This is a genomic window from Bacteroidetes Order II. bacterium (genome assembly GCA_016788705.1).
Classification (GTDB): Bacteria; Bacteroidota; Rhodothermia; order Rhodothermales; family UBA2364; genus UBA2364.
This window is the reverse complement of record JAEUSQ010000018.1, coordinates 73364-89345: the sequence shown is the minus strand read 5'-3', so window position 1 is coordinate 89345 and position 15982 is coordinate 73364. Positions and strand designations below refer to the sequence as shown.

The window sequence follows — 15982 nt, the reverse complement described above, 5'->3', positions numbered from 1 at the left end:
ACGCTTTCCCCATTTCCCCTTGACGGGCATTCAGCTTATTTGGCCTTAGGCAACAAAGAACGGTATATTGTTTGTGGCTTCACCCATTTCAACAGCATACGACCGTGCCTTCAGATTTTAGTTAACCTCTACCGCAATGAAGCCGTGGGAAGAAGTTTGAGATGCACGATCTCTAAAAATAACAACCTCCTATGGCAACCTATCCCAGTATCTTTAACGACGTCATTGGCCCGGTAATGCGAGGTCCTTCAAGTTCTCATTGTGCCGCTTCTCTCCGTATTGCCCGCATCTGTCGAGACCTGATGGGCCATGATATGCAGCGCATCTTGATCGAATTTGACCCCAATGGTTCGCTGGCCACTACCCATAAAAGCCAAGGTTCGGACATGGGTTTATTTGGTGGATTTCTGGGGTGGGAAGCATTCGATGAACGATTACCGGAATCTGAAAAATACCTTGAGTGGGCAGGAATCGAAGTTACTTTTCAAGTCCATGACATTGGAGCCGACCATCCGAATACCTATAAAATTACGCTCCACAATACGAAAGAAGTCCATCAGTTAATAGCGATTTCCACTGGGGGCGGCATGATAGAAGTCCTTTCAATTGATGAGGTAGCCGTTTCGATGGCAGGAGATTATTTTGAAACTTTGGTTTTTTGCGAACGACCAAGCAAGGTATTGGCTTTCTTGCAATCTTGTATGACATATGACGAACTCACCTTTCACGAGGGCGAATCAACGTTTATTAAAATCAAAGCACAAGCATTTCCGGATGCCGTCATCTGTGAGTCCTTGCATGCAATGGAAGAAGTTACAGACCTCAAGTTTATCCATCCAGTACTTCCCGTTAAAGCCCGAAAAAACATGGAAGTACCGTTTATTACCTGTAACGAAATGTTGGCCTATAATGCGCCCAAAAACAAATCGCTTTGGGAGCTTGCAGTTGATTATGAAAGCGCGCGCGGCCAAATATCCCCCGCCGAGGTTTTTGAAAAAATGCGCGAAATTGTTCGCATTATGGGTGCAGCAATTGAATTGGGGCTCCAAGGAACGCATTATGAAGACCGCATTCTCGGCAGCCAGTCACCCTTGTTTAAACAAAAAATGGACACCCAACAATTGGTGGGTGGGGACCTAAACAACCGAATAATCCTCTATGTAACGGCGATGATGGAGGCTAAAAGTGCTATGGGGGTGATTGTTGCCGCCCCGACAGCAGGCTCTTGCGGAGCCTTGCCGGGCGCGGTATTCGGTGCGGCACATGGCCTACAGGTGGAGGAGGACGAGATCGTTAAAGCCATGTTGGCCGCCGGCCTTATTGGGGTCTTTATTGCAGCCCATGCCACTTTTGCGGCCGAAGTAGGTGGGTGTATGGCAGAGACCGGCTCCGGTGGCGGAATGGCTGCAGCGGCCATTGTTGGATTGCGTGGGGGCACACTGGAACAAGCACTTGCTGCGGCTTCTTTGGCCTTACAAAATTCTTTGGGGGTCATCTGCGACCCCATCGGCAACCGCGTGGAGGCACCCTGCTTAGGACGTAATGTGATGGCGGCCTCTAATGCGTTGGCCTGTGCCAATATGGCCCTGTCGGATTTTGAAGCGTTGATTCCTTTAGACGAAGTGATCGAAACCATGAAGGCTGTTGGAGATCAAATTCACTACACCCTTCGGTGTACCAATCTTGGCGGGCTTTCTGTGACCGCATCAGCGAAAGCAATCGAAACCATGTTGGAAACATTGCCCATTTTACCTGCACGAAATTGTTAATTCGGACTCATCCTTCAAGGAAGGTTATGGTTCACTCAACTTCAGTGGAGTAGTATTGTCTCCCCTTAGCAAAGGGGTAGATTTTACCCCCCTGAATTACCAAGAGAATACCTCTTTCACTTTTTATGCCTCTCGTATGATGCGGCCCCTATGGGATTTTCCAGGCATTAATGCCCTAAAACTCATTCGCCGTATGCCCGATCAAATGCGGCCAAACAAATTTCTTTTTTCAACCCACAGCCCAGTACTTTTTCCACCTCTTTATTTCGTAACTGCACTTTTTTTCCATCAGCATACTCAAATTCAATACGGGTTAATTTGGCATCTTTGGGGTTTTTACCCGCTGGAATACCCATAAATTTAAATTCGGAGGTGGCACACCCTGGATCAAACGGGCCTTTTACGGTCATCGTCTTGGTGGCGGCAGTAAGGGTTTTGTTTTTGTGGTCTATGGGCGTCACCCAGAGTTTAAGATTTTTAACGGGTTGTTTGGGATGACAATTCAAGGTCTTGAAATACAAATTCAAGGTATTTGCCTTATCTCCTGCATAAACATTCAATTCCTGAATCACGGGCATGCCCTCTGACAAATAAGTATTCCATACAAACGAAAGATAGGTATCTAAAAATGGGCGATCCCGATTGCTGCGTTGGGCCACTTCCGCTTCAATTTTCGGTTGCTCAACATCATAAACCGCCTGCGCGAGCCGTTGAAATGGCCGGCATTCCAGTTTGGTACCGCGCTCAGGTGAAATCGTTTTAACTGATACATACCCAAATTGTCCATCCCATTTGGTCCAAACCCACTGAGAATCGTCATTCGGACTCGTTTGAACACAAGTAATTACAGGTAGCTTTTGCTTTTTGGGGATACTGGAAACAAGCACGCGAGTCGTAAGGTCACGTACCAGTTCCGTAGCGTCAGTCGTACGAACTTGACCCATTTGTGTGTCGGCAGATTGGGCCAAAACGAAGGCTGGAAATAAAATAAAGAAGGAAACTAAGCGCATGAAAAACAAGGAATTAGGGTTTATGTGTATCATTAATAGCGAATGCCAAACATCCACCAGCGTTGCGGCATGGGTGCATCAAATATTTCCGTGTATTTTTCGTTGGTCAGGTTACGGACTTCCCCATAAAACCGAATACCAAACAACCTGAATGGCTTCAGTTCCGCCCGTAGGTTGGTTACTGCATACCGTTTGCCAACAAGGGGGGCTTTCCATAACTGTTGCAACGAGTAGGTCATTCGGTTGCGGGTATATCGGGCTTGGGCCTGTAATATTTGGCGGGCATTGCTCAAAACATATTTATAGGAAACACCCGGTTCTTGCTCAAAACTGGCATCCAAAAACGTATAACTCCCACTTAACTGCACATCACTGCGACGGCCCAGTTTTTTTTGGTACTGTGCATCCATCTCAAACCCTTTTGTCTGAACCGAAACGATGTTCCGTGCAACCCAGTTCAGGTCTCCGGCGCCGGTTTTGGTGTAATCAATCAAATCTTCCGTATCCCGCACAAAAACGGTGGCCTGAAGGGTGAGCACCGGGGTGGCATAATAATCAACCCCGACTTCGTGCGACCAAGCAGACTCTGGCTTTAAATCCGGATTGCCGATATTTCGACCGATTGGATTGCTCAGGGTACTGTTTAAAAACCGTTCGGTATATCCCGGCGCACGTATTGCCCGGCCAATATGGGCCCGCAGGGTGGTTTTGTTCAAAGCATATGCCAAACTGGCAGCAGGAGAAGTTTGAAGGCCATAATTCGGATCATAATCTGCACGCCCGCCAAGAGTGATGTGCATATGCTTCAAAGGTTTCGCCAATAAAGCCGCAAAAACCCCTCCCAAGTGGTCTGTATGGTTGCCCAAGCTGTTGCTGGTAATACTGCGCTGCTCGCCTGTAATGCCACCCGAAACCGTGAGTTTGTCGCCTATTGGCTGCAAGACTGTCCAGTTTATCACCCACTGACGACTGGTACTTTCATTGGCTGGACTCATTGGGTTAAAACGGTACTCATCCCAGTGCTTGCGATAGGCACCGGAAAGTGTCCAAGAGCCTTCACCCAGATCGCGGGATAGGCTCAGTTGGTTCCACCAAGTTTTGGTCGCTTCGCGGGCACTATCTGCAGGAGAGGCAGAATAAAAATGCCATGCACTAAAATCCCGTTTGTCAAACGCCGTCCGAAAGTTAAGAACGCTGTTCTCGAAACGATGGCGAACGGCGAATGTCGAGGCCCGTTGGTCAAAATCGGTGCGCAGTGGAACGCCCTTTCGCAAAACCGGTGATCCGTCTGCCAGTACAATCGCTTGGCCGTCACTTCGCTGGCTTTGGTGCGCCCCTCCAAAACGAGTATTAAACAGTTTATAGCTATAAAATCCACCATAACTTCGGTAATCGTTGTTGCCATATGTGGCGTGTGCCTGAGCCTTGGGCTTCGGATTGGCCGTAGTTTTAGTAATGATATGTACCACTCCGCCCAGTGCATCCGGGCCATAAAGGGCAGATGCAGGGCCACGTAAAACTTCAATCCGCTCAATTTCAGACAGAGGAACGGGTAAATCGGAAGCAAAATGGCCCGTCTGAGGGTCGTTAAACCGAACCCCATCAATCAGGATCAAGACACCATTAAAGCCCGATCCGCGTACCGTAAAATCACTTTGTATGCCAAAACCACCCCGTGACTGTACCTCCACCCCCCCCACACTGCGTAGCACTTCATCTACCGTCGCTGCGGGAAGGCTTCTGAGTTGCTCGGCACTCACGACCTCTACCCGCCTTCCAGTAAGCCGCTTCTCCACCGGATACCGCGTGGCCGTAATGACCACCGTATCCGGCCAAACAGGGCTTTGTGAAATGGAATGAGGAACTACGGCAAACACCAAGATCATGACTACCAATAATGGCAGAACTCTTCGCAAAAATAAAACAGGCTTCATCTTTTACAAACAATGGTTTAAGAGAAATAGTTTTCTGGCATTCAAGCTTACACTTCAAAATAAGCCGCCACTCCTTGCGGCTTCATTAAGTTCTTGTGGGCATGGCTTTTTCGGATGTTTTTTCAAAGTCAAATTTTTCAGTCTTATAAACGTCACCTTAACAAATCCTACCAAACAATCTCCAGCGAGGATCTCTCTTTAAGGTAAAACCTTGTACACATTGGATTTAGACAGTCCTTCATTAGACTACCTTGCAACAAAGGCATTGGAAAAAAGATTCTCCTCAAAGACCTATAGGAAAAATGGTCTCAAAGTGCTAGAATATTTTTATTCCTACTTTATTTTTACATCTGTACAGCTTAATTTGTAATAGCCCCAAAAAATACCAACCAAATACAACAATAGACAAACATCGAATGCAGCAGTCTAATGTTCTGTTCCCATCCATACTATATTCAGCCATGACGGGGCCAGATAGTAAAACATAGAGAACCCATGAGCGATTTCGAGCAAACCAAAAGGTTCATTATCCAAGAAGAAAATCTTTCACGCCAAGATTTAATTGGTTTAGTAGGCTGTTCTCCTCGTCAATTGGATCGCTACCTCAACGACCTATTGAAGCAAGGTATGATAAATAAAGTAAAAAAGGGCAAACAGGTTTTTTATGTACTCAATGCGGATAAGCGTGAACCATCTTTATCCCTCATTCGGGCTACCAAAAATGAACAATTGGTTTTATTGATGGCCCTAAATGCTGCACGGCAACAACTGATGCGCACGCCTCTGGCAAAGGACATCAATCGGTTACTGGCAGCATTGAACCAACAAATGGAATTGGACGCAGATACAAAAACCGAAATACACGAAGACTTAGCCCACTTTCGGTTTGGAGATCCACCCCTCGAAAACATGCGCCCAGAAGTGTTCTTTGCTGTCCATAAGGCCAAAAAAGAATATAAAACCCTAACCATCGCCTATCAAACCGGAAGAAGTGGACAGGTAAGCCAAGACCGAAAGGTGGATCCGGTGATGATAGACCTTCCTTCATGGACGTTTGTAGCATGGTGTCATCAGCGCAAGAAGTACCTCGATTTTAAATTCTCGCGGGTCTTACACGTGGAGCCAGAAATGGAAGATGCCCAAATACGTGCGTTCGATCCCGACCTGCACTATAAAGACCGATTTAGCCAATTGGCCGGAAATACCCGCTACACGCTGACAATTCAGGCTTTGAAAGAAGTTGCAACCTACTTTAAAACCAAAAAATACCATGCCTCGCAAGAAGTACTTGCCGAAAACGAAGACGGGAGCCTGATCGTTAGGTTCTTGGTTACCAATGACGACGAGGTAGCTGCTTTCCTCCGCTCTTGGGGAGCAAAGATAAAGGTGATCCAACCCAAGAAAATGCAAATAAGGCTTTTGGAAGAGGCAAAATCTGTAATGGAAAGTTATGAAAGGTAAAAAACAGTTGTCATAAAGTGTATGATCACCTACACGCGCTCGTTATTGCTCTTAAATCACTCCTAAACCCATTAATTAAACCTTAGGGTATCACTATGAGAATCCTACTTAAAGCAAGCCCCCCAAGAAATGGATTGGACTTTGACTATACGTATAAATTAAAAGGCGTGCTCCACAAATGGATGGGCTATGATGAACAACTGCACAACGACCAGTCCTTTTATAGCTTCGGACAATTAAATGGTGGCCGAAAAGTTGGCAACCAGTTAAGGTTCGATCATGGCGTTTCTTGGCAGATCAGCTTTTGGGATATTGAAGTAGCAAAACGAGCCATTATGGGTATTATTCGCGATCCAGATATGCTACAAGGGATTCGCGTTATTGAAGTACAGGAATGCCCTGCGCCCAATTTTGGCTCTACGTACCGTTTTAATACCGATAGCCCCATTTTGATACGAGACAAACGACCCGATAACACGAAAGAATACCTGCTCTTTGACAATCCACGAGCTGATGAATTGCTCACCCTGTCCCTCCGCCGCAAATTAGAGAAAGCAGGCTTTACCGGAGACCACTTAAATGTGCAGGTGGCTTTTGACCGCGCCTACCCAAAAGCCAAGCCTCGCCTTATTCAATACAAGAACCTAAAGCATAAAGGCAGTAATTGCCCAATATGGGTACATGGCACACCAGAAACCCTGAAGTTTGTCTGGCTAACCGGCTTAGGAGACCTCACCGGCAGTGGCTTTGGCGCGCTACGGTAATTCAATGATATACAAACTTATAACCTACTGACCATGAAATACTACGTCGTTAAATACCAAGGCCCGTTTGGATTCATCAAGCCATGGACAGCCGTACGGGATGAGGAAACATTAAGCCAGCAATTCCTCACACCAAGCATTGTCGAAGGCATGAAGATCAAGCTAGAGGTTTCAGACATCCTTCGCCATTGTATTTCTTATATCAACATTGCTATTCAGCAAGAACAGACCCAACCGAAGGGGAGCATTGAGAAAAGTTCTGGCAAGGGCAAGGACAAAATCATGACGGTTAGTCGTCCTCGTTCTATTCTCAAAAGAGGTGTTATGGTTGAACCTATACTGTATCTGGCTTTCCCGACAATTGAGGATGCAGAAAAGGCACGATCGCAGCATATTTGCCTTTGTCGAAACGAAGACGTGATGTTGCCAGAAGAAGACATCTTTGTCCTAACACCTGATGAATTCGATGCGCTAAGCGGCTTTGAACTCTTATTCGGGCAATCAGATACGTCTTTCCTTGTTGGTTTTAGCCGCTTTGAAGAAGCAAAACCCATGTATGGGAGCCTGAGAATTTCAGGAAACCCATTAGACAAAAACACACGGACCCTGTCATGAAGCCTTTATTAGCAAAAAGCATTGACCAGGGTAATTTAACCTTGTTCGATCACACCTTGCATGTGACGCAAGCCATTGAACACATGAGTTTTCATTTAAGTCCTATACATGGCTTCGACGTTTCATTGGCTAAAAAAGGAGCGATCTTACATGATCTAGGCAAGTCCCATCCTTTTTTTCAAAAGGTGGTTTCAGATCAGTTAACGGAAGCGGATTTAGCCGAGAATACAGCATGTCCTCATCGTCATGAAATTTCCTCCATCTTATTTCTTCCTCTTTTTCCAAAAGAAGAATGGGATGTACTGATTGAGATGGTTATTGGACACCATAAATCCGTTCAACATGACAGAAGAGAGAGAGGGCTATTGGACTTAGTTGAAAAAATCATAGGAGGTGAAGAAACCGTATTTAACCGCCATGCTCAAGAATGGGAAACATGGATGCCCAATGCCTTACTTGTTGCAAAAGCATTTGATCTTAAAACAAACCCTATTTCTATTGAAGAAGCGAGGGAGGCGTTTAACTACACCCTTAACTATTGCGAAAACCTACAGACAGGTTGGTCACGGTGGCGAGGTTTATTGATGGGAGCGGATCACTTTGCATCAGATCGTATGCACCAAACAATGAATGCTGTAAGCCGCTTCTATGAACAACCAGACCTATCATATTATGAAAATCGAAAGCACAACCTCTACCCTCTTTCGCTACTCTCTGCTTCAAGTCATAAACCACACACGCTTGTCATTGCCCCGACTGGTGCAGGTAAAACGGACTATCTTTTAAGACGGTGCCAAGGACGGCTTTTTTATACCCTTCCTTTTCAAGCTTCTATCAATGCAATGTTTGATAGAATACGTCACGATTTACCTGAAACAGATATCCGGCGGGTTCATGCAGCTTCAAGAATTACGGTGAATAAGGATAACACTTTAGAAGAAACACATCTTCAAAGGCATCCGGGTGCAAGCATAAAGGTTATGACTCCGCACCAATTAGCCTGTTTGATTTTTGGCATGAATGGGTACGAAGCAGTTGCATTAGATGTGGCAGAAAAAGATGTCATCTTAGACGAAGTGCATGTATATCGGGAAGAATCTCAAGCAATGGTACTTGAAATCATCAAGACCTTAAAGGCTTTGGGATGTAGAATTCATGTAGGTACAGCCACAATCCCAACACTGCTCAAAAATCATATAATTGATTTATTGGGCGGGCATGAACATGTACTTGAAGTCACCTTACCGGATCATGTGCTGGCACAATTCAATAGACATCAGGTCTATAAAATAGCAACGCAAGAACAAGTCTATGATATCGTGGAAGAGGCTGTCGCAAATAAGGAGCGACTCTTAATTGTCCAAAACAAGGTACTTGATGCCCAATTTTGGTTTACGGAGCTAAAAAGTAAGTATCCAGATATCCCCTCAATGCTTATCCATAGTCGGTTCAGGCGTAAAGACCGTGCAAAGTTAGAGGATGATATCCAAGAGTTCAACAAAACCCATGGACCCTGCATTGTGTGTGCCACACAAGTTGTAGAAGTCAGTCTGGACATTAGCTTTGATCGAATGATAACGGCTTGTGCACCATTAGATGCGCTCATCCAGCGCTTCGGTCGCGTGAACAGAAAACGTACGGAACAAAGCATTGGGCATTACAAACCAGTGCATGTGATTGCGCCTCCAGAAGACCCAAAGAGTGCCCTCCCTTACCAGAAAGACGTTCTGGATCGCAGTTTTGAAGCCTTACCTGACCAAGGCGAATTACTGAAAGAAACCGAATTACAATCCTTAATTGATCGTGTTTATCCAAATGAAACCTTCAATCTGGTAAGCATAGATGGTCACTTGATTTTCCAGCAAGATCAATGGGTTATTTACAACTTATGCCACCACCCAAGGACGGTGCTCATGGACGTATTGGAAGTAGAGTCGGCTTGTGTGATTCGACATAAGGATGTTGGTTCATACCGTAAGCCAGGCAATGAGTTTAGGCAAAACTTTGAAATACCAGTCACGTGGAATTCAATAAGACACCTATATGGAAAAATGCCTGCGCTAGAAGGTGTACCAGAGAACCCTTTGAAGAAAATTGGGCACTCGCCTTTGGTCATACCTAATGACTGGTATAGTAAACAGGTTGGACTTCAACTGCCCAAAACAGATCCTACAGAACCCTTTAATATGCGGAGCATCTGATTTATGTACACAGCATACATTGGGCGAAAATTAGTAACCCTCTATAATCAAAGAAAAAACACAAATCTAAGTGTTGAAGCATTCTTTGACACCGTCTTTTATCCTCTCTTCTTTGATAACGCGCGTTATCTACTTCATGTGCATAATGCGCTTCCTTTTCAACATTCAAAGTTTGCCAGTGACCCGATTAAGCGAAAAAACACCAAAATGGAGCTGCACAAACTCATTCAAACGGCCGCTCCTAATGGGAGTACCTTTGTGGGAGCAGCAGCATCTGGTGTTGACGGTACAACATCCGGTCAGGTAACGTCATTAAACCTTGGTCTGAGTACAGAGGACTCTTATGCTTCTTGGATTGGTGCGGGATTAGGTATTGGTCTTGAAGGCGGCTATTCAATACTCATTGACAGTAATGAGGTGATTTGGGCAACTTATGAAGGCTGGCAACAATACCGAAACAGATTAATTGACACCCCAAACCAGAAAGGCAATCAAATTAACACATGGAATGGTGTTTGGCTTTCTCATTGTTCTAACAGAAGGTTCAATTCAGACTCACCCATGTTAGGCTTTGACTATTCCATGTTCCAAGCCAAAGGAGATCAAGCAGGAGTAAAAACACAATCATGGATCAAAGTCATCTTTGCACTGGCCAACCAACATCCCAATCAAAATCTTATTGCCTATGTGTATAGCCTTGGGCAAATGAACAAGACCATAGGATTTATCCAAATCAACTTACCTCAGGTTAAGCGCTTAAATGAGATTTATTCACATCTTGTTAAGTTATCTGAGTTTGAGATTGCACAGCAACAACTGGAAGATGTCTATGACACAGAATTCAGTTTTAAACGAGCCTGTATGCTTGGCAGCATTGGATTACAAGCTTTAGAGCCTTCCAAGTTGCGTGAAATCATGACAGGCAAGAAGAGCTTCAAGCCACCTAAGGATGAAGCAACAGCCATTACATTTACCATTTATCAAACCTGGATTACAGCTATGTTAGACAACAAGCAACTTCTAGAAAAGTCCCAGGAAATAGCCAAGCACTTACGTGCTTTTGTACTGGAAGACCGACAAGGCAAAACTACACGAAAGAATTTGGTGGATAAGATTCTTGATGCAAGTAGCAGAAAAGCATTCATTGAGAACCTGAAAGAAGCAATTCAATCTGGTAGCCTTGATGATCAGTTTTTTGATGACATTGTAACGGAAATCATGTTCATGCCAGCAGATCATTTTCCGCTTTTTATGACCTTGATTCGTTTCAAGTATGCCATTGAAAGCAACAAGTAGTTGCTCACCAAAATTCCAATGCTAAATCAAATACTTATTTAACAAACAGGAGTTATAACCATGAAATACCTCTTCATTCGCGGTTTGCGCCATGTTGACCATACCGTCTTTGTTGTCGAAAACGGACAAAAGAACTATTACGATCCCATTTTTGGGCGATCCGTGCCATATTCGAGTGGGCAACAAGTCAAGCGTTCATTGCTCAACACCCTATTAGATATATTGGATGAACCGCAAGCCCCCATCACCTTCAATTACCAAGTCAATAAAGAAAAATCCATTGAAAACAAAGAACCATGGTCTCCTTGCGATCCTCAATTTACGGATCAACTATTGGGGGGCTGGATGCAAGCACGCCCAGGCGTTGTAACTGTAAAGCGCAGAAGCCCGCTTTCTATTTCGGCAATGCGCCCTTTACATCCGCTGCTCTCGTCATTGCCGAAGGAAAATCTGACCTTTGATCGAAGTGAACGCCCTGATGAACATCCGGTACGTGTACTGAATGAGAAAGGTGAGGAAATGAGTTCCGAAGAGATTCTTACATTTCTTCAGTCCAATGCTCGCACCCTCCCGCGTCGCCTTTGGATTCCAGACAATACACGGGCTTCAGGACTTTTCGTATTCGATATTGCTATTGATCTCAGTACTCTTTTTAGTGTTTCGATCAATCAACATGACCCTGAAATCGCTCAAGGCAAGATTGATGGTTTGTTAGAAAAAGGCTGGAACGTCTCAAATGACAAGCTTCGCATTGTATGTCCTAAAGAACGCAGAGATAAAATTATTCCTGCATTAGCACATGCTCTGGTGAATTGGCGTGTTTCCACCAATCAATCCAGAACCTATAGCCCACAAGAGACGCTCGCCTTTGCAATCAGCACAAATGCAAACCGTCTTGCAAGTGCAATTCGGGCTGATTTAAAAGAGGAGAGTGCCCGCCAGGCTGCTATTCCGATTGTTCGAGAGGTCAAAGATGTTAACCTATTTACCATGCCAGCCTGTGGTGGTTATGTAGAAGGTGTTCGTGGGTCTGACGATGCATTAGAAGATGCAGAAACTAAACTCATTGAATTACTCTCATATTACCAATACGACGTATAATTCAAAGCACGTCCTTTAAAAGTCATGTTCTCCGTTTTAGTTGCTGGTTGCAACGTGCTTTGACGCCAATGGGGCATCTCCTTGGAAAAGAGGATGTCCCATTTTAAAGAGACCCCTACTTAATACGCCCATCTTACCCACCATGAATATTTCAGGTTATAGTATTGGATATTATGCACTATGCCCTCGAAAAGCATGGCTTAAGCAACAAGGCATTGATATGGAGCAGGAAAGCGAGACGGTGGCTTTGGGGCGGCTTTTGCATGAACAGGCTTATGAACGCACGAATAAAGACCTAATGTTAGAAGCCGTTTATGCGGGCATTCCATTGGTGGGTAAGTTAGACGGAGCCAACCTAAAAGATGGGGTTTTGTACGAAGTAAAGAAAAGCAAGGCCGCCGAAGAAAGCCATATCTGGCAAACCAGATTCTATCTGTGGCTGCTCAAGTTATCGGGCTGCTCAAATTATACAGGCTTAATCCAATACCCCCTGCTCAAAAAGACCCAGCCCGTTACGCTAAGTCCGGAAGATGAAGTCCGCCTTGGTGAAATGGTGCATGCCATTGCCGCACTGTTTCAGGCGCCCCTCCCCCCAGACCGCAACCCCAACCGGAAGCTCTGCGCTAAGTGCTCCTTTGAGGAATGCTGCTATGGATAGAGGCCACAATATACACCATTAGCTTATCATAAGCTCAAATTCCCTTATTATAGCTCCTTCTAATTCCTCGACCATGTAATACCTTCTTATGATAAAATAATGCCTTCTTATAGTAAGCTCAGCTTAATTACTTGACCATGTAACACCTCCTTATGGTAAACCCAAGTATCTTTATCATAAGTTCAACCTGATTACTCGACTATGTAGAACCTCCTTATCATAAGTACCATGCCTATGTGGAATAACCGTATGCCCTTTAAAACGACCTCTCAAAAAAACGGGTACCCCGCCTATTGCAAGGCACCCGATCTTGATACCGAAACCTGAATTTTATGGTTTGGGGGTTTCGTTATTGGTTCTGTTCCCAACCGGAAAACGACTGCGTAGGTCATCATATATAGGTTGCGCGCCTGCCACACCGTCTTTGGCAGCTACATGAACCATTTTGTAATACTTACGTGCTTCGGCATCGGCTTCGGAACCCATTAGCGCAATGGTATCAGACAGTTGAATCTCAAGTTGCTCAACCCTGCTTCTGATTGTATTGAGCTTAAGAACAAGGTCATAATAATGACTCAATTTATCCATATCCATATGCATTGGGCGGAACTCCGGATGCTGTGTTGCATGATCAATTAACTTGGTCATAAAACCATAGTGTTTGTCACTGATTTGCTTGATACTTTTCCGTTCTTCATTGGTTAGTGTCACCATAAAGTTTAATGCGGTGTAGATCTCATCTACCTTTTGTATTAAAGCGATTCGGTCTGCTTCCGTAAAAGCCACCGTAGAAGGAAGGTTTGGCATAATATTTTGGTTTTATGATTAATGAATAGACGGAAATCATCCGCTTACTCTTATAAACACATGAGATTGCAAAACATAACTTAATTTGTCGAAAAAAAGTGAAAAGACCTTATTATATTTTTTCGAGTGGGCGTTTAAAACGCAAAGACAACACCCTTTACCTTTATAAAATGGATGGAAACAGAGAGCCGGATGACCATCCACTATCCGATGGCGCACCTTCCGGGCTTTGTCTGACCGACAAATCTGCGATTCCGATTGAGCAGGTAGAAGCCTTGTATTGTTTTGGTGAGATGGATTTAAACACCAAGCTGATCACCTTTCTATGCCAGCATCATGTGCCCATCTTTTTCTTTGACTACTACGGTAATTTCACGGGTACGCTTTATCCGAGAGACAGCCTGCTTTCGGGCAGACTTAGGGTAAACCAAGCCCAGCATTACCTTAAACCAGCTTGGCGGATCAAACTGGCACGGGTCTTTGTGGAAGCAGCGGCATATAACATCCTTCGGGTGCTCAAGTATTACCAGACCCGCCAGTCAGGAGAAGACCAGATGCGTTTACAGGCAGGTATTGAACGCATCGAAATGCTGCGCGGGCAATTGGACGTGATGACGGAGGTTCCGGCGCTCATGGGCATCGAGGGCAATATGCGGGACACCTATTACACCCTCTGGCCTGCTATTCTGGGGCAAGGCATCACCGAAAAGTTTCCGTTTGACAAGCGGGAACGAAATCCTCCATCCAATGAACTGAATGCCTTAATCAGTTTTGGTAATGCCCTTTGTTATGGATCGGTACTCCGGCAAATCTACCGCACCGCATTAGACCCCACCATTAGCTATTTGCACGAGCCGGGAGACCGACGGTTTTCCTTAGCCTTAGACCTCAGCGAGGTTTTTAAGCCGCTTTTGGTGGATCGTGCCATCTTTAAACTCCTTAAAACCAACGTCATACAACCCAAGCATTTTGAAGCACGCCTGGGTGGGGTGTATCTAAAAGAAAGCGGCAGGCAACTATTTGTTCAGCATTGGGATGAGCGGCTAAGAACCATTATCCAACATCGAGCCTTGAACCGAAAGGTTAGTTACGAGCGTCTTATCCGATTAGATTGCTACTCCCTTATTCGCCATTTAATAGACCCTAACAAAGAGCCTTATACAGGTTTTAAGATGTGGTGGTAATATTCTTTAATAAATAAAAAACATGAGATGTTTGTTATAGCAGTTTATGACGTTGAGGCCAAGCGTTGTGCCAAGATGCTGAAACTTTTCCGACAATACATGGTTTGGGTGCAAAATTCTGTATTTGAAGGTGAGTTAACCGAGTCTCAATACAAAACCTTACAACAACGTGCAAGCAAGGTGATGGACCCGCTTACAGACAGTGTGGTTTTTTACCAATTGGGCCACGAAAAGTATGTTCGGCGCGAGGCATTAGGCCTTGAAAAAGAAGAACATAGCCGCTTTATTTAATCGTCGGGCCAAGAGTAGGCGTTGTGTTTTTAGACTTTTTGAGGAAAATAAGATCGCTTATTATAGATAAGTGCTTGTTTTTTAAAAGTCGTCGAGTGTATGGTCATTTGGCATAATTGGACCCCGACGACTTTTATACTTGCATCCAATGGCCTAAAACCCTTATTTTGAACCAGAATCAAGGATTTGCCGCTTTTTTTCAGCGGCTTTTAATCGCACCTTCGGGTATTGAAATATATTTTGCACTCATAAAACGCTTTGATCCGGTACACTTTTAATCGCACCTTCGGGTATTGAAATAGAAAAAAGATACGGATTAGGAAAAACCCTGAGAATCTTTTAATCGCACCTTCGGGTATTGAAATATGAACACATAAAGCAATAATGAAAGCCCGTCCGACTTTTAATCGCACCTTCGGGTATTGAAATAGTTCTGCTTTTGCTAATCGGCAAATTAAAAATGGAACTTTTAATCGCACCTTCGGGTATTGAAATTAGTTCTGAAGCCTCAGATATTAAATCTTCGGCCTTCTTTTAATCGCACCTTCGGGTATTGAAATTATTTAGGGCGGTAAAGGTTTTACCACTGCCATTTACTTTTAATCGCACCTTCGGGTATTGAAATCATAATCCAAAAATTCCTCCCTATCCCCCATCAAGCCTTTTAATCGCACCTTCGGGTATTGAAATAGTTCATCCAATTTTAAATCTATCGTTATATCCTGCTTTTAATCGCACCTTCGGGTATTGAAATTCATCTAATCATCAGATCAGCCGCATTTTTGACCCCCCTTTTAATCGCACCTTCGGGTATTGAAATATCATCTAATCATCAAATCATCTTGGTTTTTTACCCCTTTTAATCGCACCTTCGGGTATTGAAATCGAATC

13 protein-coding genes and 1 CRISPR repeat array (1 of these 14 only partly in view) are annotated in these 15982 nt (G+C 44.4%); of the genes, 10 read left to right on the top strand and 3 right to left on the bottom strand.

Annotated elements, in window-relative coordinates:
• Nucleotides 1-191 precede the first annotated feature (191 nt).
• Nucleotides 192-1769: an L-serine ammonia-lyase, iron-sulfur-dependent, subunit alpha gene (locus tag JNN12_04175; protein ID MBL7977514.1), complete on the top strand. Its 1578-nt coding sequence runs from the start codon at nucleotides 192-194 to the stop codon at nucleotides 1767-1769.
• Nucleotides 1770-1951: 182 nt separating this feature from the next.
• Here the strand turns inward: JNN12_04175 and JNN12_04170 are convergent, their stop codons facing one another.
• The gene (locus JNN12_04170) at nucleotides 1952-2779 is read right to left on the bottom strand and encodes a hypothetical protein (GenBank protein MBL7977513.1); all 828 of its coding nucleotides are present in this window, start codon (nucleotides 2777-2779) and stop codon (nucleotides 1952-1954) included.
• 32 nt (nucleotides 2780-2811) lie between these two features.
• The gene (locus JNN12_04165) at nucleotides 2812-4713 is read right to left on the bottom strand and encodes a TonB-dependent receptor (GenBank protein ID MBL7977512.1); all 1902 of its coding nucleotides are present in this window, start codon (nucleotides 4711-4713) and stop codon (nucleotides 2812-2814) included.
• A gap of 495 nt (nucleotides 4714-5208) precedes the next feature.
• Here JNN12_04165 and JNN12_04160 point away from each other — a divergent pair, with 495 nt between their 5' ends.
• From JNN12_04160 to cas4, 7 genes are all read left to right on the top strand, one after another.
• A complete protein-coding gene (locus tag JNN12_04160; protein MBL7977511.1) occupies nucleotides 5209-6174 on the top strand; it encodes a WYL domain-containing protein in 966 nt (321 codons plus the stop codon).
• 95 nt (nucleotides 6175-6269) lie between these two features.
• Nucleotides 6270-6938 (top strand): CRISPR-associated endoribonuclease Cas6, encoded by a 669-nt coding sequence (gene cas6 / locus JNN12_04155; protein MBL7977510.1) that lies wholly within the window; start codon nucleotides 6270-6272, stop codon nucleotides 6936-6938.
• Between the two features lie 33 nt (nucleotides 6939-6971).
• Entirely contained in the window at nucleotides 6972-7553 is a 582-nt protein-coding gene (locus JNN12_04150) for a hypothetical protein (protein ID MBL7977509.1), read from the top strand.
• Entirely contained in the window at nucleotides 7550-9754 is a 2205-nt protein-coding gene (gene cas3, locus JNN12_04145) for a CRISPR-associated helicase Cas3' (protein MBL7977508.1), read from the top strand. Before JNN12_04150 ends, cas3 begins: the two co-directional genes overlap by 4 nt.
• A gap of 3 nt (nucleotides 9755-9757) precedes the next feature.
• A complete protein-coding gene (locus JNN12_04140) occupies nucleotides 9758-11050 on the top strand; it encodes a hypothetical protein (protein MBL7977507.1) in 1293 nt (430 codons plus the stop codon).
• 60 nt (nucleotides 11051-11110) lie between these two features.
• The gene (locus tag JNN12_04135; GenBank protein ID MBL7977506.1) at nucleotides 11111-12151 is read left to right on the top strand and encodes a hypothetical protein; all 1041 of its coding nucleotides are present in this window, start codon (nucleotides 11111-11113) and stop codon (nucleotides 12149-12151) included.
• 142 nt (nucleotides 12152-12293) lie between these two features.
• Entirely contained in the window at nucleotides 12294-12809 is a 516-nt protein-coding gene (gene cas4 / locus JNN12_04130) for a CRISPR-associated protein Cas4 (protein ID MBL7977505.1), read from the top strand.
• Between the two features lie 330 nt (nucleotides 12810-13139).
• Here cas4 and JNN12_04125 read toward each other — a convergent pair whose 3' ends face one another.
• On the bottom strand, nucleotides 13140-13616 hold the full coding sequence (locus JNN12_04125; protein MBL7977504.1) for a hypothetical protein: 477 nt from the start codon (nucleotides 13614-13616) through the stop codon (nucleotides 13140-13142).
• A gap of 98 nt (nucleotides 13617-13714) precedes the next feature.
• On the opposite strand from JNN12_04125, the gene cas1b reads away from it, so the two are divergent.
• Together cas1b and cas2 are read left to right on the top strand one after the other, a co-directional pair.
• A complete protein-coding gene (gene cas1b / locus JNN12_04120) occupies nucleotides 13715-14800 on the top strand; it encodes a type I-B CRISPR-associated endonuclease Cas1 (GenBank protein MBL7977503.1) in 1086 nt (361 codons plus the stop codon).
• A 27-nt stretch (nucleotides 14801-14827) separates the two neighbouring features.
• Nucleotides 14828-15091: a CRISPR-associated endonuclease Cas2 gene (gene cas2 / locus JNN12_04115; protein MBL7977502.1), complete on the top strand. Its 264-nt coding sequence runs from the start codon at nucleotides 14828-14830 to the stop codon at nucleotides 15089-15091.
• A 206-nt stretch (nucleotides 15092-15297) separates the two neighbouring features.
• Nucleotides 15298-15982: direct repeats of the CRISPR family, unit length 29 nt; unit sequence CTTTTAATCGCACCTTCGGGTATTGAAAT; it runs 15985 nt beyond the window's last position.

Coding starts and splice junctions, on each gene's coding strand:
- JNN12_04175 (MBL7977514.1), top strand. CDS start 192: ATGGCAACCTATCCCAGTATCTTTAACGACGTCATTGGCCCGGTAATG.
- JNN12_04170 (MBL7977513.1), bottom strand. CDS start 2,779: ATGCGCTTAGTTTCCTTCTTTATTTTATTTCCAGCCTTCGTTTTGGCC.
- JNN12_04165 (MBL7977512.1), bottom strand. CDS start 4,713: ATGAAGCCTGTTTTATTTTTGCGAAGAGTTCTGCCATTATTGGTAGTC.
- JNN12_04160 (MBL7977511.1), top strand. CDS start 5,209: ATGAGCGATTTCGAGCAAACCAAAAGGTTCATTATCCAAGAAGAAAAT.
- cas6 (MBL7977510.1), top strand. CDS start 6,270: ATGAGAATCCTACTTAAAGCAAGCCCCCCAAGAAATGGATTGGACTTT.
- JNN12_04150 (MBL7977509.1), top strand. CDS start 6,972: ATGAAATACTACGTCGTTAAATACCAAGGCCCGTTTGGATTCATCAAG.
- cas3 (MBL7977508.1), top strand. CDS start 7,550: ATGAAGCCTTTATTAGCAAAAAGCATTGACCAGGGTAATTTAACCTTG.
- JNN12_04140 (MBL7977507.1), top strand. CDS start 9,758: ATGTACACAGCATACATTGGGCGAAAATTAGTAACCCTCTATAATCAA.
- JNN12_04135 (MBL7977506.1), top strand. CDS start 11,111: ATGAAATACCTCTTCATTCGCGGTTTGCGCCATGTTGACCATACCGTC.
- cas4 (MBL7977505.1), top strand. CDS start 12,294: ATGAATATTTCAGGTTATAGTATTGGATATTATGCACTATGCCCTCGA.
- JNN12_04125 (MBL7977504.1), bottom strand. CDS start 13,616: ATGCCAAACCTTCCTTCTACGGTGGCTTTTACGGAAGCAGACCGAATC.
- cas2 (MBL7977502.1), top strand. CDS start 14,828: ATGTTTGTTATAGCAGTTTATGACGTTGAGGCCAAGCGTTGTGCCAAG.